Annotated in this window: 22 protein-coding genes and 1 pseudogene; 17 read left to right on the top strand and 6 right to left on the bottom strand. The window is 72.5% G+C overall.

The features are described from left to right. The first annotated feature begins 60 nt into the window (after positions 1-60). Together gcvH and gcvPA are read left to right on the top strand one after the other, a co-directional pair. Positions 61-462: a glycine cleavage system protein GcvH gene (gcvH, locus tag WME75_RS10330; protein WP_437489226.1), complete on the top strand. Its 402-nt coding sequence runs from the start codon at positions 61-63 to the stop codon at positions 460-462. Positions 463-506: 44 nt separating this feature from the next. After that, on the top strand, positions 507-1,871 hold the full coding sequence (gene gcvPA, locus WME75_RS10325) for an aminomethyl-transferring glycine dehydrogenase subunit GcvPA (RefSeq protein ID WP_437489223.1): 1,365 nt from the start codon (positions 507-509) through the stop codon (positions 1,869-1,871). 49 nt (positions 1,872-1,920) lie between these two features. On the opposite strand, the gene WME75_RS10320 is transcribed toward gcvPA, so the two are convergent. Continuing rightward, positions 1,921-2,364 (bottom strand): helix-turn-helix domain-containing protein, encoded by a 444-nt coding sequence (locus tag WME75_RS10320; protein ID WP_437489221.1) that lies wholly within the window; start codon positions 2,362-2,364, stop codon positions 1,921-1,923. Positions 2,365-2,852: 488 nt separating this feature from the next. On the opposite strand from WME75_RS10320, the gene WME75_RS10315 reads away from it, so the two are divergent. Next, positions 2,853-3,071, top strand: a complete 219-nt coding sequence (locus tag WME75_RS10315) for a hypothetical protein (protein ID WP_437489218.1) — start codon at positions 2,853-2,855, stop codon at positions 3,069-3,071. Positions 3,072-4,163: 1,092 nt separating this feature from the next. On the opposite strand, the gene WME75_RS10310 is transcribed toward WME75_RS10315, so the two are convergent. The 3 genes from WME75_RS10310 to WME75_RS10300 form a co-directional block, all read right to left on the bottom strand. After that, a complete protein-coding gene (locus WME75_RS10310; RefSeq protein WP_437489216.1) occupies positions 4,164-4,730 on the bottom strand; it encodes a hypothetical protein in 567 nt (188 codons plus the stop codon). 37 nt (positions 4,731-4,767) lie between these two features. Further along, positions 4,768-5,535: an esterase/lipase family protein gene (locus tag WME75_RS10305; protein WP_437489213.1), complete on the bottom strand. Its 768-nt coding sequence runs from the start codon at positions 5,533-5,535 to the stop codon at positions 4,768-4,770. Between the two features lie 70 nt (positions 5,536-5,605). Continuing rightward, entirely contained in the window at positions 5,606-7,654 is a 2,049-nt protein-coding gene (locus tag WME75_RS10300; protein ID WP_437489210.1) for a hypothetical protein, read from the bottom strand. A gap of 61 nt (positions 7,655-7,715) precedes the next feature. On the opposite strand from WME75_RS10300, the gene WME75_RS10295 reads away from it, so the two are divergent. The 5 genes from WME75_RS10295 (at position 7,716) to WME75_RS10275 (ending at position 11,188) form a co-directional block, all read left to right on the top strand. Beyond that, positions 7,716-8,243, top strand: a complete 528-nt coding sequence (locus WME75_RS10295; RefSeq protein ID WP_437489208.1) for a tetratricopeptide repeat protein — start codon at positions 7,716-7,718, stop codon at positions 8,241-8,243. A gap of 44 nt (positions 8,244-8,287) precedes the next feature. Then, positions 8,288-9,685 carry a Si-specific NAD(P)(+) transhydrogenase gene (gene sthA, locus WME75_RS10290; RefSeq protein ID WP_437489205.1) on the top strand — a complete coding sequence of 466 codons (1,398 nt, stop codon included), beginning with the start codon at positions 8,288-8,290 and terminating at the stop codon, positions 9,683-9,685. A gap of 149 nt (positions 9,686-9,834) precedes the next feature. Beyond that, positions 9,835-10,476, top strand: coding sequence for a Uma2 family endonuclease (locus tag WME75_RS10285; RefSeq protein ID WP_437489202.1), 642 nt, complete (start codon positions 9,835-9,837; stop codon positions 10,474-10,476). A gap of 182 nt (positions 10,477-10,658) precedes the next feature. After that, the gene (locus WME75_RS10280; RefSeq protein ID WP_437489200.1) at positions 10,659-10,889 is read left to right on the top strand and encodes a hypothetical protein; all 231 of its coding nucleotides are present in this window, start codon (positions 10,659-10,661) and stop codon (positions 10,887-10,889) included. Beyond that, the gene (locus WME75_RS10275; RefSeq protein WP_437489197.1) at positions 10,886-11,188 is read left to right on the top strand and encodes a type II toxin-antitoxin system RelE/ParE family toxin; all 303 of its coding nucleotides are present in this window, start codon (positions 10,886-10,888) and stop codon (positions 11,186-11,188) included. Before WME75_RS10280 ends, WME75_RS10275 begins: the two co-directional genes overlap by 4 nt. A 33-nt stretch (positions 11,189-11,221) precedes the next feature. Here the strand turns inward: WME75_RS10275 and WME75_RS10270 are convergent, their stop codons facing one another. Together WME75_RS10270 and WME75_RS10265 are read right to left on the bottom strand one after the other, a co-directional pair. Further along, positions 11,222-11,983, bottom strand: a complete 762-nt coding sequence (locus WME75_RS10270; protein WP_437489194.1) for a hypothetical protein — start codon at positions 11,981-11,983, stop codon at positions 11,222-11,224. Continuing rightward, positions 11,980-13,992, bottom strand: a complete 2,013-nt coding sequence (locus WME75_RS10265; RefSeq protein ID WP_437489192.1) for a hypothetical protein — start codon at positions 13,990-13,992, stop codon at positions 11,980-11,982. The genes WME75_RS10270 and WME75_RS10265 overlap by 4 nt, the downstream gene beginning before the upstream one ends. A 493-nt stretch (positions 13,993-14,485) precedes the next feature. Here WME75_RS10265 and WME75_RS10260 point away from each other — a divergent pair, with 493 nt between their 5' ends. From WME75_RS10260 to WME75_RS10220, 9 genes and pseudogenes are all read left to right on the top strand, one after another. Further along, positions 14,486-15,247 (top strand): SDR family NAD(P)-dependent oxidoreductase, encoded by a 762-nt coding sequence (locus tag WME75_RS10260; RefSeq protein WP_437489189.1) that lies wholly within the window; start codon positions 14,486-14,488, stop codon positions 15,245-15,247. Continuing rightward, positions 15,244-15,705, top strand: coding sequence for a RidA family protein (locus WME75_RS10255; RefSeq protein ID WP_437489186.1), 462 nt, complete (start codon positions 15,244-15,246; stop codon positions 15,703-15,705). The genes WME75_RS10260 and WME75_RS10255 overlap by 4 nt, the downstream gene beginning before the upstream one ends. Beyond that, positions 15,702-16,277, top strand: coding sequence for a MarR family winged helix-turn-helix transcriptional regulator (locus WME75_RS10250; protein ID WP_437489184.1), 576 nt, complete (start codon positions 15,702-15,704; stop codon positions 16,275-16,277). Before WME75_RS10255 ends, WME75_RS10250 begins: the two co-directional genes overlap by 4 nt. A 34-nt stretch (positions 16,278-16,311) precedes the next feature. Continuing rightward, positions 16,312-17,223: pseudogene (locus WME75_RS10245) on the top strand (enoyl-CoA hydratase family protein); the annotation flags it as partial. Continuing rightward, positions 17,220-18,503: an acyl-CoA dehydrogenase family protein gene (locus WME75_RS10240; RefSeq protein WP_437489181.1), complete on the top strand. Its 1,284-nt coding sequence runs from the start codon at positions 17,220-17,222 to the stop codon at positions 18,501-18,503. The pseudogene WME75_RS10245 and the gene WME75_RS10240, both read left to right, overlap by 4 nt. Before the next feature lie 2 nt (positions 18,504-18,505). Beyond that, a complete protein-coding gene (locus WME75_RS10235; RefSeq protein ID WP_437489178.1) occupies positions 18,506-19,990 on the top strand; it encodes an NADH:flavin oxidoreductase in 1,485 nt (494 codons plus the stop codon). 2 nt (positions 19,991-19,992) lie between these two features. Then, a complete protein-coding gene (locus WME75_RS10230) occupies positions 19,993-21,690 on the top strand; it encodes a benzoate-CoA ligase family protein (protein ID WP_437489175.1) in 1,698 nt (565 codons plus the stop codon). Positions 21,691-21,693: 3 nt separating this feature from the next. Then, on the top strand, positions 21,694-22,488 hold the full coding sequence (locus WME75_RS10225; RefSeq protein WP_437489172.1) for a creatininase family protein: 795 nt from the start codon (positions 21,694-21,696) through the stop codon (positions 22,486-22,488). 641 nt (positions 22,489-23,129) lie between these two features. Next, complete coding sequence (locus tag WME75_RS10220; RefSeq protein WP_437489169.1) at positions 23,130-24,941, top strand: SUMF1/EgtB/PvdO family nonheme iron enzyme; 1,812 nt, start codon at positions 23,130-23,132, stop codon at positions 24,939-24,941. Positions 24,942-25,106: the final 165 nt, after the last annotated feature.

Below are 25,106 nucleotides of genomic sequence, written 5' to 3'. Positions count from 1 at the left end.
CGTGGCCGCGCCGAGACGACCAGAGATCCAGGTTGGCAAGGCAAAGGGAGAAGAAGTCACATGGCGAGCGATGATGTGCGAACGGACCGGCGGTACTCGAAGGACCACGAGTGGACAAAGCAGGAGAACGACCACGTCGTCGTCGGGATCACCGCCTTCGCGGTCGATCAGCTCGGCGACATCACGCTGGTCAACCTCGACGTGAAGCCGGGCGACACGATCACCGCGGGCACGGCCTTCGGCACGATCGAGAGCGTCAAGACGCTGAGCGACCTGTTCGCGCCCGTGAGCGGCAAGGTCACGCGCGTGAACGGCGACCTCGAGAGCCGCCCCGAGCTCGTGAACGAGGACTGCTACGGCAAGGCGTGGATGATCGAGGTTGCGCCCTCGGACCCGGGCGAGCTCGGCGCGCTCATGGACCCCGCCGCCTACGCCGAGCTCCTGAAGACCGCGGCGCACTGAGCGCCGAGCCCCCTCCCGCATCACCCTTCCCGCTGCACAACACCATGCGTTACCTGCCCCACACGCCCGAGGAAATCACCGAGATGCTGCAGGCCGTCGGCCTGTCGTCGCTCGAGGAGCTCTACAGCGCGATCCCGAAGGAGGCGCGCCTGACGCGCCCGCTCTCGATGGATCCCGCCCTCGATGAGGCCTCGCTCATGAGGCACCTCGAGGAGCTCGCGCAGAAGAACCGCGCCGGGCGCATGCTCTCGTTCCTGGGCGCCGGCGCCTACGAGCACCACTTCCCGCCGGCCGCCGATCAGCTGCTGCTCCGCAGCGAGTTCTACACCGCCTACACGCCGTACCAGCCCGAGGTCTCGCAGGGCACGCTCCAGGTGATCTTCGAGTTCCAGACGATCGTGAGCGAGATCCTCGGGCTGCCGGTCGCCAACGCGTCGATGTACGACGGCGCGAGCGCGGTCGCGGAGGCCGTGCTGATGGCGCGCCGGCTCACGGGGCGCGAGCGCACGGTCCTGTCCGAGGGCGTGCACCCCGACTATGTCGGCACGGTCGAGACGTACGTGCACGGCATCGGGACCGGCAAGGCGTCGCTGGTCCGCGTCGGCGTCGGCCGCGACGGCGCGGCGGACGTCGACGCGCTGACGCGGGCGATCGACGACACGACCGCGTGCGTGGTGGTCGGCTATCCGAATTTCTTCGGCGCCGTGGGCGACATCCGGAGGGTGGCCGAGGCGTGCCACCAGAAGGGCGCGCTGCTTGTCACGGTCACGCTGGACCCGTACGCGCTCGCGCTGCTCGAGTCGCCGGGCGCGCTCGGCGCCGACATCGCGGTGGCGGAGGGCCAGCCCCTCGGGCTGCCGCCGCAGTACGGCGGCCCGAACGTCGGGCTGTTCGCGTGCAGGAACGACCGCAAGTACCTCCAGCAGGTGCCCGGCAGGCTGGTCGGCGAGACGGTCGACAAGCACGGGACCCGGGGGTACGTGCTGACGCTCGCCACGCGCGAGCAGCACATTCGCCGGGAGCGGGCGACGAGCAACATCTGCACGAACAGCGGTCTGTGCGCGACGGCGGTCACGATGCGGATGTGCATGCTCGGCAAGCGCGGCTTCGTCGAGGCGGCGCGGCAGTGCCTCGCGAAGGCGGAGCACCTCAAGCGGGAGATCGCGCGGCTCGACGGGTACGCGTTGCCGCTGCCGGCGCCGACGTTCCACGAGTTCGTCGTGAAGGTCCGCGGCGGCGACGCCGGCAAGCTCACGCGGGCGCTGGCCGAGCAGGGCGTCATCGCGGGGCTGGATCTCGGCCGGATCGACGCCCGGAGGCGGGACGAGCTCCTCGTCGCCGTGACCGAGCGGCACAGCCGGGTGGACCTCGACCGGCTCGTGCAGGCGCTCGCGGGGTTCCCGGGCTGATAGAGAGGCACACGGCGCGGCGGGGGGGAGCACCGGCCTGTTCGGTGTTCTAGAGCGGGTGCGGTCCGGGGGCCGCGCCGCCGAAGTGATTCACGATCTGCTGCGCCATCTGCCGCAGGATCGGCCCGCCCGCGCTGCTCACGAGGAGCTCCAGGCCGGGCACCAGCACGACGCGCTCCCAGCGCTCCGCCGCGTAGGTCGGCTCGGGCGGCGGCGGCCGGACCGCCGGGGGCGGCGGCACGAGCAGCGCTTCCATGTCGGCGGGGGACATCGTCGCGAGCTTCCGCTTGATCTCGGGCAGCTTGAGCCCCTGCTCGCGGAGCTTCTGGATCGACAGGATCTGGAGCCGATGCTCGCGCAAGTACCGCGTCCCCGGTCCGGCGAACGGCGGCGGCACGAAGAGGTCCCGCGTGTACCAGTAGCGAATGGTGCGTTCGCTCACCCCGGCTTCCTCGGCGATCTCCCCGATGGTGTACCCGTCGTTCCTCGGCATGGGCTGCCTCCTCGGACAGAGCATAGCCTGGAAAAACGGCAAGCTACCATGAATCTTGACAGGATCGAGGCCGGGTTTCGCCGGGAAGTGGACCAATTTGTGCGAATTTTCTCACATGGGGCGAAGGAAATTGTCACGATCGTGAAGTTAAATTCTCCATCCAGGATGTCCGAAGCCCACTGCGTGAATTTAAATTCTCCATCCAGGATGTCCGAAGCCCACTGCGTGAATTTAAACTCTCTATCCAGCCTGCTTGGAGCCGAATTTGTGAAATAAACTGATCCATTCATGCCTTCGAGGCCCGCCGAGTTGGCCTCCGGAGCGCAGGAGGTGGCTTTCCGGACCACCCGACAGGGCTTCTGGAGGGCGACGGTGGCCCTGCTCGGCGGGGCCGGAGCCGCATCATCGGGCCGATCCGCGGGGGATCGCCAGCCCCGCCGGGCTGCGGTCAATCGCAGGTCCGGGTGACCGGGTCGCAGAAACAAGTGATGCACTCGCTGTCCCGCGAGCACGCCTCGCCGCCCAGGGAAGTGCCCGTACACGAGGGCTCGGGCGGCGCCTCGGGGCAGAGGGCTTCGCCGAGGCCGGCGGCGCCCGAGCAGTCGCCGCACGCGAGGTTGAGGCAGTCCGCCGTCGTGATCGAGGTGAACGACGCCGCGTCGCAGTGCGCGGGGCTGATGCAGGTCTCGACCGAGTTCCCCTGGTAGAGACAGCCGACGAGGCAGGAGCAGTTCTAATCTGGGAGCAGGCTTGGTACGGCTCGCAGCAGAAGACCTTGGCGCACGCGATACAGCTATCGTCCGCCTCCGTCCGATCGCAGGACGTGACGCCCTGCGGTCTGTACCTGGGCGGCTTGAAGACCAAGGGAGCCCTCGTGTTGCCGGTGTTCTTGCACATCGTGCCGACGATGTTCTGGTCTTGTAATTTTAGCTGGAATATTGCATCCCTGTTCGCTTCGGCAATCGCGGACTGCATATCGACGGCGCACACGTGATTGACATAGGTCATATGACACGCGGTCGCCTGGATCGTACATTCCCATCTGGTCTGGCCACCGACGCACTGTGGGACCATGTCTCACGCTGGCAGGATCGAGATTGGAATGAGGACCAAGCTCAGGGCGGGCCTGCGTCTGCCAGATCCGACGGCTTCAATCCCAGCCCGTTCTGTTGACACACGCAGACTCCTTCCCGTATTTTTTCGTGCCAGACGCATAAGACCCCATTGGGCGGTGGACAGCCCATCGAGAAACACTCCTCGTGGTAGTAGCACCTGGTATTGTCACGAGTTCGATACAGGGACCATTCCCGATCGGCGTTACACCCGACCAGGGCCAGTGCAAAGGCAGCGAGGAGGGTGCGGCTTTGACGGTACATGGCCATCTCGTTCCGCAGGCCACACGACGCCGCGAGGAGGTCTGAAAGGAGCCTCTGTCCCAGAGAGAGGCGGGTGAAGAATACGGCGCGAACGGAAGGCGGCGCCGGCTCACCCCTCCACGCCGGCAGCGGTAGGCGGCGGCGAGCGCCCGTCCCCCGCGCCTCATCATCTCTCTTACGAACACCCCTCCGCGCGTGACGCCCGATCACGCGGACGGCAACGTGGACGAACGCCGAGAGAAGAACGGCGAGCGCGGAGACAACTCCCACGACGACCCCTGGCCGCACCCTAGCCAGGCGCGGATTCGCCGGTCAAACGGCTCCTGCCGTGCCCAATGCGCACCGCGCGCCCGGTCCTCGACTGCCCGCTTCCCGGCTCGATGGCTCTCCGTCGTCCTGCCCGGAGAGCCTCTCGCGCGCCCCTCAGCGCGAGGCGACGTCCCGGCCGCGCTCCTGCGCGGGGAACGGGTTCGGCCACACCGGCAGGAGCGCCTTTCGGTACACGGTGAGCCGCAGCAGGTCGATGCCCGCGATGGCGCCGAACGCCACGGCGTCGTCCGTCCCGTAGCTCCCCTGGAGCGAGAGGCTGATGCCGAGCGGCGCCCCGAGCGTGAGCGCGCCGGCCACGCCGGTGGAGCCCGCACCCCAGAAGCGGCGGTAGCCGCCCGCGTCGAGGGCAAAGCCGAGCTGGCCGGCCTGGAAGCCGCGCGTCGCGACGCGGGCGAGCAACGCGAGATCGATGCCGCTGTCGAGGAGGGGGGTCGCGCGCATCAGGCCGCCGACGATGACGGGCGCGTCGGGCGTGGTGCCGACGCCGACGTCGAGCGACAGCGCGCTGTCGAGGACGAGATCGCCGTCCCCCTGCTTCCAGCCGACCGCGCCGGCGCCGACGAAGGTCCACGCGGAGGCGTCCGCGCGCGAGGACGATGACCAGGCAAGCGGGGCGAGCAGAGCCCCGAGGGCGAGGAGACAGGCGATCGGCGAACGCACGCGAGCGAGCTACCACGAAGCGCCGAGCGGCGATAGGTCAGCGCGCGCCGCCCCGCCGCTCGACGATCCGCCGCGCGACGAGCGCCGCCACCTCGGGGTCGAAGAGGAGCGTGTTGTGCCCCCGCGCCTCCATCACCCGCACCTCGCCGCCCGGCAGCGCGTGCGCGATGGGCGAGCGGACAAGCGTGTCGGCGCCCGCGATGATCGACAGGTGCGGGACGCTCGACCGCGCCGTCCCGAGGAGGACACGCCGGAGGAGCGGGCTCGAGGCGTCGAGATCCCGCGCGCCCCCGAAGCCGAGCAGCCCGGCGCGCGGGATGCCGCCGAACGGGCTCGCCATGGAGATGGTCTGCACGATCCGAGGATCGACGACCTCCTGCGCGAAGAAGCGACACACGATGCCGCCCATGCTGTGGCCGACGAGGTGCAAGCGCGCCCCGGCCGGCAACGCCGAGACAAGGCCCGCGAGGCGCGCCGAGAGCTCCTCGACGCCAGGCCCCGGCGCGTACGACATCGTCGCCGTGTGGACCGACCCCGCCGGAGGCCCCGCGCGCGCCGGGCCCCGCCGGCCAGGCGCGCGCGACGTGGCAGCGTGGCGCTCGATCGCCGTTCGCAACGGCCGGAGGACGCCGGCAGACGCGAACAGCCCGTGCAGGATGATCACCACGTCGTCGCCGTCGGACGTGCCGGCGGGGATCACCGGCGCGAGGGTGTCGTACGGCAGGAGGACCGCCTGCCGCGCAAACGAGGCCACCTCCCGGCCAGCGCTCGCCGCAAAGGCCGACGCACGGAACCACCTCACCACAGGGTGGCTTTTACCATGGATCCGTCGCGCGACGCCCCCGCGCCCGCCCGACGCGCTGCGTCCCGGCCGATCACGGCCGCATCAGCCAGACATGGAAGCTGCGGAACGTCCCGAGGAGCGACCGGATCCGGATCCGATCGCCCGGCGCGACGTCGCGCAGCGGCACCCGGATCTCGGACCAGCGGTCCGCCGGGCGCTCGGCCACCTCGACGCGCACCTCGCCGCCGGCGGCGACCGCGACGCCGAGCGCGATCGGGCCGCCCCCGTCGGTGCGCAGCACGAGCACGGCGGGTCCCCGCGGGATCGCGGCGACCGAGCCGATCGCGAACGACTGCTCGCGCCCCTCGGGGATGAGCCTGCCCGCGTCGAACCGCGGCGCGCTGTCGGCGCCGTCGCCGCCGCCGCCGCCCGGCAGCAGCGCGCCGATGACCCAGCCGCCGCGCGGCGACGGGAAGGCGTAGCGATGCGCCCGCTCGTCGACGAGATCGGCGATGTCCACCTCGTCGACGACCCCGTCGCGGCGCTCCCCCGGCGGGGCGAGCGCCGACCAGTCCGCCTCGTAGATCACCTTCTCGTCGGCGGCGCACATCACGTTGTCCTCGATCTTCACCGCGTCGACGCGCCTGCCGAAGACGTCCGCGAGCCCGCCCCACCAGGACGGGTACAGGGCGAAGACGTCCGGCCGCTCGGCGGCGTCGAGCCGCTCGATGAGCTCGACGACGGCCGGCACCCCGTGCACCGAGGCCCGCGCGAACGGCATCCCCCGGTACCCGCCGAGGCCGAGCCCGTCGATGGCGGGGATCCCCGACAGGTACGGGATCGCGCCCGCGTCGCCGAGGAGCACCCGCCGCGGCCGCGGCGCGCGCGCGCCGAGCCGCCGCGCGACCTCGACGTGCTGCCCGGCGATGTTCGCCGAGGCGCGGGCGAAGTGGTCGATCTGCCGCGCGAACCCCCGGGAGGGCGCGGCGAGCGCCGCGAAGGCGAGCGCCGCCGCGACCCCCGCGGCGAGCCGGCCCCGCCGCGCGAGCGCCTCGACCCCGAGCGCCGCGGCGACGAGCAGCATCGCGAGCGACGGGGCGGCGTAGCGGAGGTTCTGGTAGCGCGCCGTCGCGTTGAGCGCGACGAGGAGCAGCGAGCCGTAAGCGCCGATCAAGAGCGGCACGGCGAGGCGCCGCGAGCGCCGGTCGAGCGCCGCGATCGCGCCGAGCAGCGGCAAGAAGAGCGCCCAGGAGGGGCCGCCGAGCGCGCTCTCCAGCGCCTGCACCCGGAGCGCGGCGAGGTTCTTGATCACCTCCACCGCCTTCTCGATCGGCGTGGGGTACGGGTTCGCCAGGATGAGCTTGCGCACGGCCCCGGCGGCGCCCCACTCCCCCGTGAACGCGCGGTTCGCGGCGGCGTGCGCGCCGAGGAGCAGCGCGGTGGGCAGCGACGCGCGCGCGAGCGACGCGACCGCGCCGAGCGAGCCCGCCGCGTGGGCGGCGGCGACGGCGAGCGGCGCCGCCAGCGCGACGGCCTCGGGCCGCGTCGCGACGAGCAACGCGGCGAGGAGCCCGACCCGGAGCTGCTCGGCCGGGCGCCGCGCCGGCGGGGCGAGCTCCACGCGCCGCACCGCGACGAGCGCCCGGCCGAGCACGGCGCCGAGCAGCGCGACCTCCATCCCGGAGAACCAGCTCCAGTCGAGCAGCGGCACGGCCACGACGAAGAGCGGCGCGACCCAGGCGACCCAGCGGGAAGAGGCGGCGCCGGGCCCGGCGCGCGGCTCGAGGAGCCGCCGGAGCGAGCGGCACAGGTCGAGCAGCGCGGCGCAGGCGAGGAGCGCGGCGAAGAGGCCGAGCCAGGGGCCGCGGAAGCCGAGCAGGTACCCGGGCGCGAGGGCGAGGGGGTACGTCAGGCTGGTCCCGCCCGAGGAGTAGCCGTTGCCGGGGATCCACGAGAGCGGGTGGCCCAGGGCCGCGGCGCGGGCGAAGCCGAAGTGGATGTAGACGTCGTCGAGCGGCGCCGGCCAGACGCCGCGCGTCCTGGCGAGCGCGGGCGCGTAGAACGCCGCGGCCGCGCCGAGGACCGGGATCGCGGCGCTCGCGTGCCACAGGAGCAGCCGGACCCGGGACGCGCGCCACACGGCCCGGCCGGGTACCACGAAGGGGCCGGGACGGCGCGACGATTCTGGTTAAACTGCGGCCATGGTGCTGAGAGCTGTGGTGGACGAATCGGTGGACGCCGCCCACTGGGAGGCGGTCGAGGAGGCGGCCGAGCTCCTGCAGACGGAGCAGATCCAGGAGGCGCTCGTCGCGCTGCGCGACGTGATCAAGGCCTCCCCGTCGAACCCGTACGCGTACAACCTGCTCGGGCAGGCGCTCTACGAGCTCGGCCAGGTCGAGCCGGCGCGCGACGCCTACCGCGCCGCCGTGCGGCTCGCGCCGAGCTTCCTCGGGGCGCGGGTGGCCCTGTCGCACGCGCTCCGGCGCCTCGGCGACGCCGACGGCGCGGTCGCGCAGGCGAAGGAGGCGCTCCGGCGGTTCCCGAAGGACGGCGACGCGATGCACGCGATGGGGCTCGCCTACGCGGCCCACGGGAACCGCGCGCTCGCCCGCAAGCACCTCCAGGGCTTCCTGGAAGCGGGCCCCGAGGTCGAGGCGGCGATGGAGGTGCGCCAGATCCTGGAGATGCTCGGCGTCGGGGGCGACGACGAGCCGCTCCAGTTCGAGTAGCCTCTCCCCTGCGCGCGCGGCGCGCCCCGGAGGCAAGGAACGCGATGGCGACCACCCCGCACTTCGATCTCATCATCCTCGGAACGGGGCCGGGCGGCGAAGGCGCCGCCATGACGGCCGCGAAGCACGGCAAATCGGTCGCGGCGATCGAGCGCTACACGCGGGTCGGCGGGGGCTGCACCCACTGGGGGACGATCCCGAGCAAGGCGCTGCGCCGCGCGATTTACCACATGAACCTGATCAACCAGAGCCCCATCTACAAGCGGATGGATGTGGTTCCGGAGTACCCGTTCGCCGAGCTCCTCGCGAACGCGAACCGCGTGATCGACGATCAGGTCGATCTGCGCGAGAGCTTCTACGACAGGAACCGCGTCCGGCTCATCCCGGGGCAGGCCCGGTTCGTCGATCCGCACGCGATCGAGGTGGAGAGCGACGGGGGCCAGCGCCGGCGCTTCACGGCCGACAGCTTCGTCATCGCGACCGGCTCGCGCCCGTACCGGCCGGACGACATCGACTTCAGCCACCCGCGCATCTTCGACAGCGACACGCTGCTGCGCATGGACCACACCCCCCGCAGCATCACGATCTTCGGGGCGGGGGTCATCGGCTGCGAGTACGCGTCGATGCTGCGCAACATGCAGATCGCCGTGAACCTGATCAACACGCGCGCCCACCTGCTGGAGTTCCTCGACGACGAGATCACCGACGCGCTCGGCTACCACTTCTGCGACACCGGGATCCGCGTGCTGAACGGCGAGGAGCACGAGAAGGTCGAGGCCACGAAGGAGGGCGTCGTGCTCTCGCTGAAGAGCGGGAAGAAGCTCCGGAGCGAGGCGTTCCTGTGGGCGAACGGGAGGTCGGGCAACACGGCCGATCTCGGCCTGGAGAGCCTCGGCATCACGGCGAACAAGCGCGGCCAGATCGAGGTCAACGACACCTTCCAGACGAGCCAGCCGCACGTCTACGCGGTCGGCGACGTCGTCGGCTTCCCGGCGCTCGCGAGCGCGAGCTACGACCAGGGCCGGTTCGCGGCCAGCCACCTCTGCGGCCAGGCCGACGAGAAGCTGGTCCGGGACATCCCCACGGGCATCTACACGACGCCGGAGATCTCGTCGCTCGGCAAGACCGAGCGGGAGCTCACGGCGGAGAAGGTGCCTTACGAGGTGGGGAAGTCGACGTTCAAGACGCTCGCCCGCGCGCAGATCACGGGCCAGCAGGTCGGGATGCTGAAGCTCGTCTTCCACCGCGAGACGCTCGCGCTGCTCGGGATCCACTGCTTCGGCGAGAACGCCGCGGAGATCATCCACATCGGACAGGCGATCATGTCGCAGCCGGCGCCGAACAACACGATCCGGTATTTCGTGAACACGACGTTCAACTACCCCACCATGGCCGAGGCCTACCGGGTGGCGGCGCTCGACGGGCTGGGACGCGTGTTCTGAGGGGAGCCCCCCCGGGATCGCCCCGAGGGGCGCTCGGCAAGAGCATGGCGCGCGTCGGGACCGTCCAGCGGGGCAGCGCCGCGCGGGCGCTCGAGCCGGGGTTGCCAGCGCGCGGCATGGCGGTGATACTCCCGGAGGAGCACGCTGTCATGGCCGCCGCTGCACCCCTCCTCGCCCCCCCTGCCGAACGCCCGCTCGCGGTCGCGGACGGCTCGGAAGACCAGCTCTTCGTCGTCCACGACGTCTCGTGGGAGGAGTACGAGGCCCTCCTGGCGGTCCTCGGCGACCGCGCGGGCGTGCGGGTGACGTACTGCGAGGGAGTGCTGGAGCTGATGAGCCCGGGCGGACCGCACGAGGGGCGAAAGACGATCCTGGCCCGCCTCGTCGAGGCCTACGCGGAGGAGGCGGAGCTGCCGCTCAGCGGGTACGGCAGCATGACCCTCCGCAAGCGGCTCGCGGCGCGGGGGGTGGAGCCGGATGAGTGTTACGTGCTCGGAACAGCGGAGGATGGGGAGATCCCGGAGCTCGCGATCGAGGTGATCGAGAAGAGCGGGACGATCGACAAGCTCTCCGTCTATGCGGGGCTCGGCGTGCCCGAGGTCTGGTTCCTGAAGAAGGGGAAGCTCTCCATTCACCTCCTCGGCGCGGAGGGTTACGCCGAGGCAGGGCAAAGCCGGTTCTTGCCGGGGCTCGACGTCGGGGAGCTGACGGAGCTCATGCTGCGCCAGGGGGACCAGACGACGGTGGTGCGCGCGTGGCGAGCGAGGCTCCGGGAGCGGGGCCCGAGGTGAGCTCGGTCCGCTGAGCGGCGGGGCGTCGTCTCGAACGCGGGATCGCGCTCTCGCGCACCGCCGAGGGGTCTCGAGACCGAGATCGGCGGTCGGTACGAGTGGCGCGCTGGACAGCACGGCCGCAGGAGCACGCGCCCCGCTGGGCTGGCCAGCGCGTTACGCCTCCACTAGGCTTGCTGCCTATGACTGCCGTGGTCGCCAGGGTACAGCACGGTCGCATCCAGCTCGACGAGTCGACGGATCTGCCCGACGGCACGGTGATCCAACTCTACATCGTCGATCAAGGCGACGAGCTCGACGACGAGGAGCGGCAAGCGCTGGATGACGCGATCGAGGACGCCGCCCGAAGCGTCGCGCGGGGCGAGACGATCGCGGCGGAGGATGTGCTGCGTATCCTCGACGCCGACGGATGAAGGTGGCGATTCACTTTTCGCCGCAGGCGCTCGCACAGCTTCAGGCTGCTCAGACGTGGTGGAAGAACAATCGGCCCAGCGCACCGCGGCTGCTCCGTGAGGAGCTCGCCGAAGCGCTCGCGCTGCTCCGGACGGCACCGATGGCCGGCGCGCCGTATCCCCATCGACAGCTGCGCGACGTGCGGCGCATCGTTCTCCAGAGGACCCGGTACTACCTGTATTACGTCATCCGCTCCGACGGCGTGACGGTCCTCGCTGTCTGGAGCGCCCTGCGAGGGCGCTCCCCCGGGCTCCGCTGAGCCTCGGAACCTCGGTCGCTCGGGGCCAGCTCCCTACGCCCCGCCCCTGCCCCGCGCCGCGCACGCGGCCGCGATCGCCTCCGCCCCGGCCTCCCGCGCCGCGATCTCGCACGCGCGCCACGCCGCGAGCCGCTCCGGCGCCCCCGCGCCGCGGGGCGCGGCCGCGATCCGCGCCTCGACCGAGCGCGCGAAGGCGTCCAGCGCCGCCTCGTCCCCGCGCTCCGACAGGAGCGCGCCCAGCGTGAGCGCCGCGTGCGCGATCTGCCGCTCCGCGCCCGGATACATCGCCTCCGCGAGCACCTCGACGAGCGCCGGGACGTCGCGGCGCGCCGCCGCCTCGCGCGCCCGCACCTCGGGCGCCGCGGGCTCGGCCCCCGCGACGCCGAGGCGCCGCTCCAGGTAGCCCACCGCCGAGCGGGCGACGCGCTGGAACGAGGCGAGCCCGTCGGTCGGCGCCTCCAGCACGCCGCCCCCGGCGCGCGCCCCCGCGGCGTCGAGGTCGAGCACGATCACGAGATCCTCGCGCTCGCCGATGACCAGGAGGTCGCGCGCCCAGTCGAGCGAGCGCTCCTCCGTGAGCCACGCCGTCGCCCGCGCGAGCTCGCCGCGCGGCAGGATCCGCGTGCCGTCCGGGAGCGCGAGGCCGTCCGTCGCCGCGTAGAGCGCCGCGACGTCCGGCGGCTCGGCCAGCCCGTGGGGCCACGCGCCCGCGTCCGCAGGCGCGGGCCGCGCCTCCACGCCGGGGTGCGCGAGCAGCGCGGCGACGCGCGACGCGAGGTCGCCGGCCGCGCTCACGGCGCCGGCACCCGCCCGCGGGGCGCGGCCGCGAGGTTCTGGAGGAAGCCGTGGGCCTGGGCGGCCGCCGCGGGCACGTCAAAGATCACGAAGTGACCGTCGCTCCCCTCGGCGACCGGCCACTGCGCGAGCACCCCCGAGGCGCGGCCGCCGGCGAGGTTCTCGGCGAGGCCGCCGGGCGGCACCTCGACCGGCGCGGGGCCGCCGAAGCCGTACTCGCGGATCAGACGCTGCGCGGGCGATTGCAGCGGCAAGCCCATCGCCAGCGCGTGCATCTCGATGCCGCGCGGCGGCGCGTACGTGTCGCCGCTGCCGTCCGGGTTGATGCCCTCGGTCATGTAGATGCTCTTCGGCGCAAAGCCGTCGCGGGGCGCGACGAACAGCCGCGCAGCGTAGTGGATCGGGTCGACGACGTCGATGATCGACTGCGCGAGCGAGATCGCGGGGTGGAACTCGTTCACCTCGGCCGTCTCCTCGTCCATGAGCCCGAGGAAGACCGACTTGACGAGCGCCGCGATGCTCGGCGGCGGGTTCGTCTTCTCGAGCAGGGTCACCGACATGACCGCCGAGGCGCCGGAGAGCACCCCGCCCCGCGCCGAGTCGTCCGCCGCGAGGTAGAGCGGGCCGTTCAGCCCGCCCTGGGAGTGCCCGAAGAACAGGATCTTCGACGGGTCGAACCGGATCTCCGCCCCCGCGCTGGAGACGCCGGCGGGCACGGTCATGCGCGACTCGGTGAAGAGGCGCGCCCGCTGCACCTCGTCGAGCGCCGACTGGCGCGCGTTCGTGCGCGCCGCGGCCACGTTCTGCACGTTGAAGAACAGGAACCCGGCCTGCCTCGCGTCCTGTGGCGCCTCCGGGCGCGCGCCGTGGAAGATCTGGTCGACGCCCATGACCGCGAGGCACCGCTGCGCGAGCGAAAGGCCGGTGTGGCTGCGGACGTAGGAGCGGTAGTCGCCGCCCGTGCCGTGGGCGTAGAGCACGATGGGGTAGCCGGCCTCCGGCATGGGGCAGCGGCCCGCGGCGGGGACCGTGATCGAGAAGCGCAGGTCGAAGTAGCCGGAGATCACCGGCTCGCCGGCCTTGCTCGCGAAGCCGCCGCCGTCCGCGTGGCTCGCGTACGGGGCCCGGCCGCCCTGGTAGCTCGGGGACGGCCCGTAGACGCCGGCGTACTCGTCCCACGACGGCGCGTGCTCCACGAGCCGCCAGAGCGCGGGCCGCGCCTCCGGCGGCGGGACGCTCGCGAGCAGGTGATCGCGCAGCGCGAAGAGCTCCGCGGTCGGGTCGGAGGTGGTGAAGACCGCGAGGTGGGCGATGCGCCCGCGGCCGACGCCGGCCGCCTCGATCTCGTCCACCGCCGGAGCGAGCGCGTCCCGCGCGGCCTCGACATCGGCGCTCGCCGGATCGATCCCGAGCGCCTGGCGCAGCTCCGGGCTCGCCTCGGCGGGGCCGCCGCCCTCGCCGCGCAGCGCGTCCGTGACGACGAGCGCATACCGGGTCCGCGGCCGCAGCGGGAAGCCCATCACGGGCATGAAGGCGAGGGTGTTCTCGGGCCAGTAGACGCCGGCCTCGCGCCGGAAATGGACCGAGATCTGCCGCCGCTCTCCGCGCGCCGGCGAGCCCGGATCGACGTCGATGAGCTGCACGGCGGCGACGGGGCTCATGGCGAACGCGGGCGTCGCGGGGAGCGAGGAGACGTCGATCGGCCCGGCGAAGCGCATGAACCCCGCCGCCGCCGGAGAGAAGCCGTCGAGGACCGAATCCATCTCGCGGACGTACTCGTCGAGAATCCTGAGCCGCCGCGGGTTGGGGTAGCCGTCGAGCCGCACCGCGCCGCCCTCGCGGCGCAGATCGCTCGGCCACGGCGCGTCGAAGAAGCGCTCTCCGCGGAGGTCGCGGTGCTGCGCCGGTGAGACCCAGATCGACGAGACGCCCGGGCGCGCGTCGCCGCAGCCGAGCGCTGCGACGAGCGACGATGCCGCGGCCACCACCGCCGCGAAGGAGGGACGCATGACGAGATACTGGCGCACGCACCCGTCGAGATCGACAGGCCGAGCGCGCGAACGAAGCGGTCAGACAGGCGCAGCCTGATGCGTTTTGCGAAGGCGCGTTGTCGCGGACGCGCTCGCCTCCTCGCGACGCGCTCGTCTATGTCGCGGACGCGAACGTGGCAGAGCGCACGGAGCGCCCGCTCCGTTCGCGTTTCAGGTCCTCCGCACAGCCACGTTCCGTCCGCTACGCGACAGGCAATCAGGGCAAGGCGCGCTATCAAAGAATGCGCGCTATCACGGTAGGCAGAGCAAGCAGAGTAAGCAGAGCAAGCAGAGCAAGCAGAGCAAGCAGAGCAGGCAGAGCAGGCAGAGCAGGCAGAGCAGGCAGGATGGACCGAGCAACAATGCGCGCGGGACGGCTCGCCGCGGCGCCCCGGCGAGCGGGCGCCGCAGCGAGCCGCGTCGAGGGTGACTTCGGCCTGTGCTTCATATATATATGATTTAGGTGCTCCACATGTCCCTGGAAGGCAAGGTCGCGCTCGTCACGGGTGGGGGTCGCGGCATCGGCCGCGCGATCGCCGAGCGGCTCGCGCAGGACGGCGCGCGCGTCGCCGTCGCAGGCCGCACGCAGGCCGAGATCGAGGAGACGGCGGCGGCCGTCGGCGGCGTCGCCGTCCGGCTCGACGTCGGGGATCGCGAGGGCGCGCTCGCGGCGCTCGCCGCGCTCGAAGGCCAGGTCGGGCGCGTCGACGTGCTCGTCAACAACGCGGGCGCAGCCGAGAGCGCGCCGTTCGACAGGACCACCGACGCGCTCTGGGACCGCATGCTCGCGGTCAACGTGACCGGCGCCTTCGTGCTGTGCCGCGCCCTGCTCCCGAAGATGATCGCGCGCGGGTTCGGGCGCGTCGTCAACATCGCCTCCACCGCGGGGCTCGCCGGGTGCGCCTACTCGACCGCGTACTGCGCGTCGAAGCACGCCATGATCGGGATGACCCGCGCCATCGCGCTGGAGATCGCCCGGACGCCGGTGACCATCAACTGCGTCTGCCCCGGGTGGGCGAACACGAGGATGGCAGACGAGGCGATCGCCCGCATCGCCGAGAAGACCGGGCGCGGCGAGGAAGCGGCGCGGCGGACGCTCGAGGCGATGTCGCCCCAGGGCCGGATGGTCGAGCCCGAGGAGGTCGCGCTCGTCGTGTCGATGCTCTGCAGCGACGAGGCGCGCAGCATCCACGGCCAGGCGATCCCGGTCGACGGCGGACAGGTGATGCGGTGAAGGGCGGCCTCGAGATCGTGCAGCCGGCCGGGTGGCCGGCGCCGCGAGGCTACGCCAACGGCGTCGTGACGCGCGGCACGACGCTGCACGTCGCGGGGCAGATCGGGTGGGACGCCGCGTCGGGGCAGATCCGGAGCGACGATCTGGCCGAGCAGTTCGCGCAGGCGCTCGACAACGTGCTCGCGGTCGTCGCCGCCGCCGGCGGCGAGCCGGGCGACGTCGCGCGGATGACCGTCTACGTGACCGACCTCGAGGCGTACAGGAGCTCGCGCGCCGCGATCGGCGCCGCGTGGCGAGCGCGGTTCGGCAAGCACTTCCCGGCGATGGCCCTCGTCGGCGTCGCGGGGCTCGTCGAGCCGCGCGCGCTCGTCGAGATCGAGGCCGTCGCGGCGCCCGGCGCGCGCGGCGTGGCCGCGGCGTCCGGCGCGCGCGGCGTGGACGACGAGGGCGGCCTGTGAGGCGCGGGGCGCCGGCGAGGCGACCGCTCGCCGCCCCCCCGCCCGAGAGCGCGCGCGGCGATCAGGCGGCCGTGCGCGCCTGGGTCCGCATCCTCGCGGTCCACAAGCGCGCGCTCGCGGCCATCCGCGAGGACCTGGAGCACGAGATGACCCTCCCGCGCTTCGACCTCCTCGCGAACCTCGTGCGCAGCGACGGGCAGACGCTCGCGTCGCTCTCCCGCAGCATGCTGGTCACGGCGGGCAACCTCACCGGGCTCGTCGACCGCGCGGCGCGCGACGGCATGGTCGAGCGGCGGGCCGACCCGAGCGACCGCCGCGCGTGGCGCGTGCACGTGACCGCCAAGGGGCAGCGCGCGTTCCGCGACGCCGAGCGGCGCCACGCCGCGCGCGTCGCCAAGGTGTTCTCCGGGCTGAGCCAGGCCGAGATCTCCACCCTGACGCGGCTGCTCGACAAGCTGCGCACCACGCTCCGCGCGCCGGACATGCCCGTCCCGTCCCGCCCCGGCAGCAGCCGCGCTCACGCGGAGCGCAGCGCGCGGAGCCCCCCGCGACGCACGCGAACCAAGCCCTGACCGCGCGGACCCGTCTCAGAGCAGCGCGACCGCGCAAGACCCGTCCCAGAGCAGCGCATCGAACAGAGAGCCCCCGATGACCCTCACTCCCCGCTCCTTCCAGCTCGAGGTCCGCCGCGGCGTCGCGGAGATCACGCTGAGCCGCCCCGACCGGCTGAACGCCCTCACCTTCGAGATCTACGGCGAGCTCACGGCCACGTTCCGCTCGCTCGAGCGCTCGGCCGCGCGCGCGGTCGTGCTCACCGGAGAGGGGCGCGGCTTCTGCTCGGGCGGCGACGTCGAGGGGATCATCGCCGAGCTGTTCGCGCGCGACGCGCGGGGGCTGCTCGAGTTCACCCGCGTCACCGGCGCGCTGATCCAGAGCATCTGCGAGCTCCGGCGCCCGGTCATCGCCGCGGTCAACGGGGTCGCCGTCGGCGCGGGCGCGGTGATCGCCGCCGCCTGCGACCTGCGCATCGCCGCGGCGAGCGCCCGCTTCGGGTTCATCTTCCCCAAGGTGGGCCTGTCCGGCGCCGACATGGGCGCCTCCTACCTCCTGCCGCGCATCGTCGGCCACGGGCGCGCCGCCGAGCTGCTCTTCTTCGGCGATCTCGTCGGCGCCGACGAGGCGCTCCGCATCGGCCTCGTGAACCGCGTGGTCCCCGACGGCGACGCGCTCCCGTCGGCGCGCGCGTGGGCCGAGCGCCTCGCGCGCGGGCCGGCGTTCGCGCACGCGATCACCAAGCAGATGCTGGAGAGCGAGCGCACGATGCCCCTCGCCGCCGCGATCGAGGCCGAGGCGCAGGCGCAGGCGCTCTGCATGTCGCACCCCGACTTCCGCGAGGCCTACGAGGCGAACAAGGCGAAGCGCCCGCCGCGCTTCGAGGGCGACGCCGCGGCAGCGTCCGAAGACGCGGACGCGGCCCCCACCCCGAGGTCCACCGGCCCGGCGACGCCCCGCACATGAACCGGCTCGCGCTCTCCTCGGCCGATCTGCCGGTCTTCTTCGAGGAGCGCCACGCGGCGCTCGCCGCGCGGCTCACCCCCGAGGCGCTCGCGCCGCTCGCGGGCGCGCGCGACCCCGCCGCCGTGGCGCGCTGCCTCGGCGAGCCGCTCGGGCTCTACGCGCACCTCGTCCCCGCGGCGCTCGGCGGCGCGCCCGGGGGCGCCGGCCTCCCCGCGGACCCGACGGCCATCGACGTGCGGTCGCTGGTCCTCATCCGCGAGGCGCTCGGCCAGGTCTCTCCGCTCGCCGACGCGATCTTCGCGGTGCAAGGGCTCGGCTCGTACCCGATCGTGCTGGCCGGCAGCGACGCGCAGCGCCGCGCGATCCTGCCCGACGTGCTGTCGGGGCGCCGCATCGGGGCCTTCGCGCTGACCGAGCCCGAGGCGGGCAGCGACGTCGCCTCGCTCCGGACGGAGGCCCGCCGCGAGGGCGACGGGTGGGTCCTCGACGGCGAGAAGGTGCTGATCTCGAACGTCCCGCTCGCGCACCACCTCGTCGTCTTCGCGCGCACGGGCGCTCCGCCGGGCGACAACGGCGGCGGCGGCGCGGCCGGCGGGCGCGCCGAGATCACGGCGTTCCTCGTCGACAGCGGCGCGCCCGGCGTCGCCTCGGAGCCGCTCCCGATGTCGGTCCCGCACCCGATCGGTCGGCTCCGCTTCGCGGGCTGCCGCGTGCCGGACAGCGCGCGCCTCGGCGAGGTGGGCGGCGGCTTCAAGCTCGCGATGCGGACGCTCGACGCCTTCCGGATCTCGGTCGGCGCGGCGGCGAACGGCATGGCGGCGCGCGCGCTCCGCGAGGCGATAGCGCACGTCACGCGCCGCAGGCAGTTCGGCGCGCCGCTGTCCGAGCAGCAGATGGTGCGCGCCTACCTCGCCGAGATGGCGACCGAGCTCGACGCGGCCCGCCTCCTCGTGGCCCGCGCGGCCCACAAGCGCGACGCGGGCGGCGCGGCCGCGCGCGTCTCGACCGAGGCGGCCATGGCGAAGATGTTCGCCACCGAGGCGGCGCAGCGGATCATCGACCGCGCGGTCCAGCTCCACGGGGGCCTCGGGGTCATCGAGGGGACCGAGGTGGAGCGGCTGTACCGCGAGATCCGGCCGCTGCGCATCTACGAGGGGACGACGGAGATCCAGAAGCTCATCATCGCGAAGGGGATCCTCGAGCGCGCCGCCGCGGAGCGCGCGGAGGACGACCGCGCGCGCGGCGAACGCGGCGAACGCGGCGGAGAAGAGGCGCGGTAGCGATGTGGAAGCCGCCGGAGAGGATCCGCCACGCCCCGCCCCGCGAGGAGCCCCCGACCGCGGGCGAGGCGGCGGGCGCGCGCCTCTTCTCGCCGCTCCGCCTCGCCTCGGGCCTCGAGCTCGCCGAGCGCTCGTGGGTGCCGGCGATGGTCCCCTGGCGGGCGACGGAGGAGGGGGTCGTCACGCAGGACGTGCTCGACTGGTACGGCCGCTTCGCCGACGGCCAGCCCGGCGCCCTCGTTGTCGAGGCGACCGGCATCCGCGACGTGCCGAGCGGGCCGCTGCTCCGCGCCGGCCACGATCGGTTCGTCCCGGGGCTCCGGGAGCTCGTCCGGACGGTCCGCGCCCGGAGCGCGGGCCGGACGCGCCTGTTCCTCCAGCTCATCGACTTCCTCCGCATCCGCAGGCGCCCGCTGAAGGAGCGGTTCCTGCGGCAGTTCCTGGAGATCACCGGCGCGCACCGGCGCGCCCTCGCCGCGGTGCTCGGGGAGCCGCCGCTCCTGGACGCCCCGGAGCTCGAGGTGCGCGCGCGGCTGCTCGCGCTCGACGACGCGCGGCTCGAGGCCGTGCTCGCGCCGCGCGAGCTCGAGGCGCTGCGCTTCGGCGAGCGCGAGCGCGTCACCGACGTCGCGCTCGCCCACATCCGCGACCTGCCGCGCTCGCTGCCCGGCCTCTTCGCCGCGGCCGCGGCGAGGGCGCGGGAGGCGGGCTTCGACGGGGTCGAGCTCCACTACGCCCACGCCTACACGATGGCCTCGTTTCTCTCTGCGCTGAACACCCGGGCGGACGGCTACGGCGGCGAGCGCGATCGCCGCGCGCGCCTCCCGCTCGAGGTCTACGCGGCCGTGCGCGACGCCGTGTCCTCCCGCTTCACGGTGGGCTGCCGCTTCGTCTGCGACGACGTCATCGCCGGCGGCAACCGGGTCGACGACGCGGCGTTCTTCGCGCTCGCCTTCGCGCGCGCCGGCATGGACTTCCTCTCGCTCTCGACCGGCGGCAAGTTCGAGGACGCGAAGCAGCCCAAGGTCGGCGAGGCCGCGTACCCCTACACCGGCCCGAGCGGGTACGAGTGCATGCCGACGGCGCTCTCGGACGCGGCCGGGCCGTTCGGGCGGCAGGTCCCGAAGCAGGCGCAGATCCGGCGGGCCGTGCGCGAGGCCGGCCTCGACACGCCCGTCGTTGTGGCGGGCGGGATCTGCACGTTCGCGCAGGCGGAGGCGATCCTCGCGCGCGGCGAGGCCGACCTCATCGGGGCCGCCCGGCAGACGCTGGCCGATCCGGACTGGTTCCTCAAGGCGCGCCTCGGCCGCGGCGGCGAGGTGCGCCGCTGCATCTACTCCAACTACTGCGAGGCGCTCGATCAGCGGCACCGGCCCGTGACGTGCCAGCTCTGGGATCGCGAGGGGCTCGACGAGCCGGGTGTCGCGACGACGGACGGGGGAAAGCGGCGGCTCACGGCGCCGCCGTGGAGGCGCGAGGAGGCGTGACCATGAACGCACCGACATTTCCTGAAGAGTTCAACCTCGCCGACTACTACCTGTTCGATCGGCTGCGCGAGGGGCTCGGCGACAAGGTCGCCCTGCTCTTCGGCGATCAGCGGCACACCTACGCCGACGTCGCCGGGCAGGTCCGCCGGCTCCGCGCGCACCTCGCGGTCGAGGACGTCGCGCCCGAGCAGCGGGTGCTCATCGTCCTGCACGACTCGCCGGCGTTCGTCTGGGCGTTCTTCGCGGCGCTGCACCACGGCGCCGTCGTGGCGCTGGGCAACCCCGAGGCGCCCGCCGCCGATCTCGCGTACCTCGTCGAGTACACGCGGGCCGCGGCGGTCGTCACGATCCCGCGCGTGGCCGAGTCGATCCAGGACGCGCTCGCGGCCGCGGACCTCCGGACGCTCGTGCTTGTACCGGAGGTCCTGACCGGCGGCGACCTCGAGGCCGACCTCCCCGCCTCGCCGGCCCTCGATCGGTTGAGGTGCATCTCGCTCCGCAACGCCCTCGCGCAAGGGCGCACCGCGCTCGTGCCGCGGAGCGCCCCGATCGGCCCCCGCCCCACGCGGCGCGACGACATCGCCCTCTGGCTGTTCACGTCCGGCTCGACCGGCAGGAGCAAGGCGGCGGTCCACACGCACCGCGATTTCGCCTTCAACACCGAGTGTTACGCCAAGGCGACCGTGGGCTACCGCAAGGAGGACATCACCGTCTCGGTGCCGCGCCTCTTCTTCGGCTACGCCACGGGCACCAACCTCATGTTCCCGTTCGCCGTCGGCGCGACCGCCGGCCTCTTCGTCGAGCGGCCGACGCCCGAGTCGCTCGCGCGGTACATCGAGCGCTACCGCCCCACCGTCGTCACGAACGTCCCGACGATGATGGGCAAGCTGCTCGAGCACGACGACGCCCGCGCGGCGCGCGGTGAGCCGCGCCTCGACCTCTCCAGCGTCCGCTTCCACCTCTCCGCGGGCGAGGCGCTGCCGTCCGCGCTCCTCGAGCGCTTCCGGGCGCGGTTCCACGCCGACGTTTACGACGGCATCGGCTCCGCCGAGATGTTCCATATCTACTGCACGAACCGCCCCGGCGACGTGCGCCCTGGGTCGCTCGGCCGCGTCGTGGAGGGGTACACGATCCAGATCCTCTCGTCGGACGCTGTCGGTCCGGGCGCGCCGGAGCTCGCGCCGGGCGAGACCGGCGTGATGTGGGTGAAGGGCGACTCGGTCGCGCTCGGCTACTTCCAGGATCGCGAGAAGAGCTGGAGCACCTTCCACGGCCACTGGTGCCGCACCGGGGATCTCTTCCGCATGGATGCCGAGGGCTACCTCTGGTTCAGCGGGCGCGCCGACGAGCTGCTCAAGGTGGGCGGCGTCTGGGTCGCGCCGGTCGAGGTGGAGGAGTGCCTGACCGAGCACCCCGCCGTCAGCCTCGCCGCGGTGATCGGCGCCGAGGAGGCGGGCCTCGTGAAGCCGAAGGCGTTCATCGTGGTCCGCGACGACGCGCGCGGCCGCGTCGCCACCGAGGCGGGGCGGGCCGAGCTCGCCGCGGAGCTCAAGGCGTTCGTGAAGGACCGGCTGAGCAAGCACAAGTACCCGCGATGGGTCGTCTTCGTCGATGACGTCCCCAGGAACGACCGCGGAAAGGTCGATCGCAAGGCCCTCCGGCAGCGCGAGGCCGCCGGCGAGAGCCCGGCGGGCCGGTAGCGCATGCAGGCCGCGCCGCGCCTCGCCGAGCTGACGACGGCGGAGCTCGCCGCGCTCCTGTCGGCCGGCGCCCCGTGCGTCGCGCTCGTGCCGGTCGGGTCGGTGGAGCCGCACGGCCCGCACCTGCCGCTCGCGACGGACACGATCATCGGCGAGGCCGCGGCCGAGCGCGCGGGCCGCCGGCTGTGGGAGCGGGGCGTCGCCGCGCTCCTCGCGCCGCCGGTCGGCTATGGCGTGACCGACTTCGCGGCGGGCTTCGCGGGAGCGATCTCGATCCCGGCGCCTGCGCTCACCGGCTTCCTGCGCGCGGTCGCGGAGGCCTACCTGTCGGCCGGCCTGGCGCACGTCTGCTTCATCAACAACCACCTCGAGCCGGAGCACGACCGCGCGGTGCGCGCCGCCGCGAGCGGCCTGCCCCCGGGCCGCGCGTCGGTGGCCTGCCCGCTCGCGCGCCGCTGGGCGAGGACGCTCTCCGCCGAGTTCCGGAGCGGCGCCTGCCACGCTGGCCGTTACGAGACATCGCTCGTCCTCGCCGCGGCCCCCGCGCTCGTCCGGGACGACATCGCCCGGGACCTGCCGGATCTCGAGTTGAGCCTGGCAGAAGGCATCAAGGCAGGGGTGAAGAGCTTCCGCGAGCTGGGTATGGACGCCGCCTACACCGGCGCTCCGCGCGAGGCCTCCGAGGACGAGGGCCGCGCGCTGCTCGATCTGCTCGCGACGATGATCGTCACGGAGGTCGAAGAGGGCCTGTCCACGGCCGCCGGCCACGATCCCGCGCCCGCACAAGGCAACCGGTAGATAGGGCGCGACAGATCAGGCAACAGACCGGCCGACAGGCAATCTTAGCCGTGAGCCGTGAGCAGCCTGAGCACGCAGGTAGGCCAACAGGCAGTCAGGTAGGTGGAGCCCGGCCTCTCTGCTCCTACGCCGCCCGCTTCCGGTCGCTCTGAAGCGGCAAAATCCGCGATCAACCCACGCATGCCACCCACGTGGCACCGGCGAGCTGAGCAGAAGCCGAGGCGGTGGAGGAGGTTGAGGAGAACGTGAGCGACATCGCCGAAGGCGCCTCCGCGGCGCTCGACAACCGCGAGGGGTTCGGGCGATACTGTTTAGTTTTGTCCCGACACCACGATTCGTCTCAACAGGTTTTTGGTAGCAAACATCGATTCACAATTGACGGCTTCAGATCAAAGACGTAAAAAGGTATCGTTTTCCTCGCGCGCTGTTCGACGCCAGAACGATCCGACGGCTGACCTGATGAAGGTGATGCTTCAGGGCGCGCAGGCAGACGATGGTTTTGGCAGGGGTGCATCTGGCGTTCCTGCACAACGGCATCACAGTTGACCTCGCTGGCGGGCATCGCCCGGCGATGCGGATCGGAGAGTATCATGAGGAATCGCATGATCGTGGGAGGGTCTCGGCATCTTCTCCTGGCATCTATGGCCGCCGCCTCGGGCGCGGCGCTCGCCGGATGCATCGGTGCGCACGACGCCGGCGAGGATCTGATCGGAGAGGCGCAGCAGGCGGCGACGGTCTGCGTGCATATCAAGCGCGGCGAGGGGACCAGCGTCGTCAAAGACATCTTCGTCAATGAGGCGACCGGCTATGCACACAACGGCACCGACATGTACGCCACCACCTACGCCGCCACGGGCACGACCCCTGAGCAGCACCAATACGGGGCGTTGCAGTTCGACCTCTCAGCGATCCCGGCCGGCGCGACCATCGTCTCGGCGGACGTCACCCTCTTCATCGGCTCCGGCGGGCCTGACCCCATCCGAGTACACCGCATCACGGCGCCCTGGGTGGAGATGGATAGCGCTTCGGCGTACGGCCCGCTGGCTGCGGCGATGAATCCCAGCGTCGAGGCCACTTTCACCCCGGGCACGGCTGGGAGCCAGACCATCGCCTACAGTGTATATCGCACGTTCAGCGTCACCGGGCTCGTGCAGAGCTGGGTGAACGGCACCCCGAACCACGGCATGCTGTTCGAGCAATCCGCGAACCGCACCCACATCAGGACGAGCGAGATGACGGTGCCGGAGAAGCGACCGGATCTCTACGTCTGCTACGACAACGGGACCGGCAGCGGCTCGACGACCACCACGAGCGCCAGCTCCACCACGAGCGCAACGACGAGCAGCAGCACGACGAGCGCCAGCTCCACCACGAGCGCAACGACGAGCGCCAGCTCCACCACGAGCGCAACGACGAGCAGCAGCACGACGAGCGCCATCTCCACCTCGGGCTCGGGCGGCGCCGGCGGCTCGGGGGGTGGCACCGGCGGCTCGGGTGGCGCTGGCGGCGGAGGCGGCGGCGTGCCTGGCCTGCCGATCAGCTGCGCCAGCAACACGCCGGGCGCCGGCGAGAACTGCGGCGTGAACGGGAGCGATGACTGCTGCTCGACGCTCCCGGTCCCCGGGGGCACGTTCAACCGGCTCAACAACGCGGGCTTGCCGGCCACGGTCAGCGACTTCTATCTCGACAAGTACACGATCACGGTGGGGCGCTTCCGGCAGTACCTGGAGCGGACCGGCGGCCCGACGCAGGCCAACCCGCCGGCCGTCGGAGCGGGCGCCCACCCGAAGATCCCGAACAGCGGCTGGGACCCGTCGTGGAACTCGCGGCTCGCGGCCGACACGAGCGGTCTCAAGTCGGCGCTCATCTGCGATCCGTACGGCTGGCCGTCCTGGAGCGACACCCCGGGATCCAAGGAGCACAAGCCGATCGTCTGCGCGACGTGGTACGAGCTGTTCGGGTTCTGCGCGTGGGACGGCGGCCGGATGCCGACCCAGGCCGAGATCAACTACGCCTCTGCCGGCGGCGACGAGCAGCGCATCTATCCCTGGGGCGGCGCGAACGTCGAGGACATCGAGATCGACGACGCCTCGTGGTGCTGCCAGGGCGACGGGAGCGTCGCTGGCTCCTGCAAGATGTCGTATCCCTCGCTCTACCCTTGCAGCCACACGGACCTCACCGACGTCGGCAAGTTCCCGAACGGCGCCGGGCGGTGGGGCCACCTGGACCTGGCCGGCAATGCGTACAAGGCCACCCGCGACGGTTCGGATATCTATCAGCTGCTCACGCCCTGCAACGACTGCTCGCGGCTCGACAACAACTCCGTCGCGCGCTTCATGCATGGCGGCAGCTTCCTGGCCGCCGGGTTCAAGCAGACGACGGACTACCAGGTCTCCTACGCGAGCAACTCGCGCCGCTACTACGTCACGGCCATGTGCGCGCGCGATCTGTGAGCTGAGGCCCTCCGGGCGCGGGTCCGCCGCGCCCTCACCCCCGCCATCGCCCGTATCCCCGCCGCCGGCCGTCCTGGAGCGCCAGGCGAGCGCCTCCGCCGATAGGCGCTCGCTCGCGGCCCCGCGCGCGCTCGTGGCTCCCCTCTTGAACTTGGCCCTCGCCCG

It is taken from the genome of Sorangium sp. So ce1014 (genome assembly GCF_051521505.1).
In the GTDB taxonomy this organism is placed as follows: Bacteria; Myxococcota_A; Polyangia; order Polyangiales; family Polyangiaceae; genus Sorangium.
The sequence above is the reverse complement of the archived record's forward strand: the minus strand, read 5'-3'. Positions and strand labels throughout refer to the sequence as shown.